The organism is Legionella sp., assembly GCF_049790535.1.
Lineage (GTDB): Bacteria > Pseudomonadota > Gammaproteobacteria > Legionellales > Legionellaceae > Legionella.
Genome location: NZ_JBAQZB010000014.1, coordinates 1 through 2,555 on the forward strand (window position 1 = coordinate 1; position 2,555 = coordinate 2,555).

Below are 2,555 nucleotides of genomic sequence, written 5' to 3' on the forward strand. Positions count from 1 at the left end.
ACCATAGCGGTTTGGAACCACCTGAATCCTTCTCGAACTCAGAAGTGAAACAAACTTGCGCCAATGATAGTGTGAGGTCTCCTCATGTGAAAGTAGGGAATCGCCAGGGTTTTATTAAGATAGGAAATGCGGCTTTTAGCCGCTTTTTTTTACTTTTTTGTGACTATTCCTGTAACACTTCCTGATTTCCTTGCATCTCTTTGACTGAAGTGAACGATATACAGAATTAAGATGTTACGATTAAAATAGTTAAGGTATCGGTATAAGCTCCTTGTTTTGCTAATACTTGATTTGCTCCTGGAAGTTGGAGCTGTAAAGTTGCATTAGCAGGAAGATTGTTTCACCATTAAGACCAAGGGAGCAATCAACATGCCCTAGATATTATGTAAATATTTATCCTTGAGTCTAACATAATGCTGCGCGGAATATTCTAGCTGTTCTAATTCCTTATCGGTTAATTTTCTGACGGCACGGGCAGGATTTCCTAGGTACAAATGTCCACTTTCTAATACTTTTCCAGGGGTAACTACACTACCAGCAGCAATCATAACATGGTGTTGTACGTGAACTGCATCCAAAATTAAGGCCCCCATCCCAATCAGACAGTAATCATTAATAGTACAACCATGTAATATGGCTTGATGGCCAATAGTAATACCTTGCCCTAAAATCAAAGGTTTGCCTCCGGGGGTGTAGGGACCATCATGGGTTACATGCAATATGGCTCCATCCTGAATACTGCAGGCAGCACCTATTTTAATGTAATTTACATCACCGCGAATAACGGCCATAGGCCAGACGGAGACATTATCTCCTAAGCTTACATCGCCAATTACTGCTGCATAAGGATCAATATAGACTCCGTTTCCTAAAGAAGGGGATTTACCTTGAAAGGAACGAATTGTATTATTCATTGTGATTACACCATGGTTACAAATTCTTCTGCGCTGGTTGGGTGAATGGCAATTGTATTATCAAAATCTTTTTTGCATGCCCCCATTTTTACTGCCACAGCAAAACCTTGTAACATCTCATCTGCATTTAAGCCAATGACGTGTAAACCAATAATTTTTTCTTCTTTTCCTAAAGTGACTAATTTCATTACTGTAGGAATTTTATCATCACTTGAAGCATAGTACATAGGAGTAAAGCGGGTTTGATACACTTTAATATTATCTTTTCCGTATTTTTTGATTGCTTCTTGCTCATTAAAACCTACAGTGCCTATTGGTGGATGACTGAATACTGCGGAAGGGATAAAGTTATAATTTAAGCAGGCATCGTGTTGCTGGCCAAATAGTCTATCAGATAATCGTCGACCAGCAGCAATAGCAACTGGAGTAAGGGCAGGTGCATCGGTCACATCCCCAATGGCATAAATACCGTCAGTGCTCGTAGTTTGAAATGCATCGACAACAATAAGTCCTTGATTGTCTGTTTTGACATTTGTTTTCGCTAAATTTAAGTTATTTGTCCTGGGTTTTCTACCTACTGCGTAAATAATTACGTCAATGTTATTAATCTTCGAACCACTGTGACAGACAATGGTTTTGCTGCCATTATTATTCAGACTAATCTCACATGCTTTATGGTTTTGATGAATGTGAATACCCTGTTGTTGCATAATTTCTAATAAAGTATCCCCTAAAACAGGATCAAAACGACTAAGAGGTTTTTCCCCTCTCATGAGTAAATGGGTCTCAGAGCCTAGTGCATTCAATATGCCGGCAATCTCTACACCAATATAACCACTACCAACAATTGCTACTTTTGCAGGTTGTTTGGTTAAAGCAAAAAAGCCATCGGAATCTATTGCATGGTGGGCTCCAATAATGGCAGGAATGATTGGTTCACCTCCAGTTGCAATAATAATGTGAGGTGCTGCATAAATTAGGTCATTTACCCTAACTGAGTGCTCGTCATGAAATACCGCGTTACCATTAAGGCGAGTAATATTAAATTGCGTAAAACGCTTGGTATAATTCTCTCTAAGACGTTGAATGTAGTCGTTACGCTTAGTAACCAGCATATGCCAATCCAATTTAACTGTAACTGGATCAAAACCAAAGTCCATTGCATGATGCATGTTCTCAGCAATCAGGGAGGCATTAAACATGATTTTTTTAGGCACGCAGCCTAGATTAACGCAGGTACCACCCAAATGGTTTGGTTCCACTACTGCAACAGTTGCACCATGTTTTGCAGCACGAACAGCACTTGCTATGCCACCACTGCCGCCACCGATAACGATCAGATCAAATACTTTTTTTTTCATAGTGATAGAGTACATGAATAAAATTATATACTGATTCTACCTGAAGATACTGACAAGATCTCTCGTTAAGATAAAATTAACTATAGACGTCTCGTAATAGTGTGAATAAAAATTTTAAACATAATTAGCAGGTAAAACCGGTATTTATTAGGTACTCACCTTACGCAGAGGCCTTCAATAATTGCAGCTCATTGCACATAATTTGATTCGCTTTAAGCAGTAATTTTTGTTTAATAGCAAAATGATTCAAAGACGTTTTCACTTTCAATAATTCAAGCTT

General features: G+C 38.6%; 2 protein-coding genes, 1 rRNA gene and 1 pseudogene. 1 reads left to right on the forward strand and 3 read right to left on the reverse strand.

Translation table 11 applies throughout. The features are described 5' to 3' along the window. Positions 1–109 (forward strand): 5S ribosomal RNA (gene rrf / locus WA877_RS00575); the annotation flags it as partial. A 265-nt stretch (positions 110–374) separates the two neighbouring features. Here the strand turns inward: rrf and WA877_RS00580 are convergent. The 3 genes and pseudogenes from WA877_RS00580 to WA877_RS00590 all read right to left on the reverse strand — a co-directional run. Continuing rightward, complete coding sequence (locus WA877_RS00580) at positions 375–914, reverse strand: gamma carbonic anhydrase family protein (protein WP_425169002.1); 540 nt, start codon at positions 912–914, stop codon at positions 375–377. Positions 915–919: 5 nt separating this feature from the next. Then, complete coding sequence (gorA, locus tag WA877_RS00585; protein WP_425169003.1) at positions 920–2,275, reverse strand: glutathione-disulfide reductase; 1,356 nt, start codon at positions 2,273–2,275, stop codon at positions 920–922. 160 nt (positions 2,276–2,435) lie between these two features. Next, a pseudogene (locus WA877_RS00590) lies at positions 2,436–2,555 on the reverse strand (IS701 family transposase); the annotation flags it as partial.